Source organism: Streptomyces sp. P9(2023) (genome assembly GCF_032436795.1).
In the GTDB taxonomy this organism is placed as follows: Bacteria; Actinomycetota; Actinomycetes; order Streptomycetales; family Streptomycetaceae; genus Streptomyces.
This window is the reverse complement of sequence record NZ_JAUPWM010000155.1, coordinates 1-462: the sequence shown is the minus strand read 5'-3', so window position 1 is coordinate 462 and position 462 is coordinate 1. Positions and strand designations below refer to the sequence as shown.

At 64.7% G+C, this 462-nt stretch carries 1 protein-coding gene; it reads right to left on the bottom strand.

The window, feature by feature from the left end; all coding sequences use genetic code 11:
- Positions 1-130: 130 nt before the first annotated feature.
- Positions 131-462 (bottom strand): hypothetical protein (locus Q5762_RS37135; RefSeq protein WP_315896722.1); only part of this gene is annotated, 332 nt, incomplete at its 5' end.

The following is a 462-nucleotide window of genomic DNA, read 5'->3' as shown; positions in this document are numbered from 1 at the left end:
CGCGATGGTCGCCTCAGCCCACTCAGTCCACAGCTCGGCCTGACGCGCTTCGGCATCGGTGAGGGGGCGGCCCAAATTCGCCTCCAGATCGCTCTGCGAGTAGCGCCTCGCCACCCCCTCACTCATTGAGTCACCCCTTCGGTACGGCGCTCGTCGCGCCCGTGTCATAGTTGTGGGTGACGGTGAACTCCTTGCCGGTCTGATCGAACGCTGAATACGTTTCCGACCGGTTGCCGCCAGCAGGTGTCGGGATAGAGGCAACCGGCTTGATCGCATTCACCGTCATGTGACCAGCAGCCGCAGCAGCGGCCTTGTCGGCCGGCGCTGAGCTGGCACGCTCCGCCGGGTCGAACGTGTCGGCGGGCGCGTCGCCTGCTGCGGTGGTCTGCGGCTTGTTTTGCGTCTGGTCATCCGCGATGCGGGTTGTTTTGGGTCGAGTAGCCATGATCCAGTTCCTCTCAG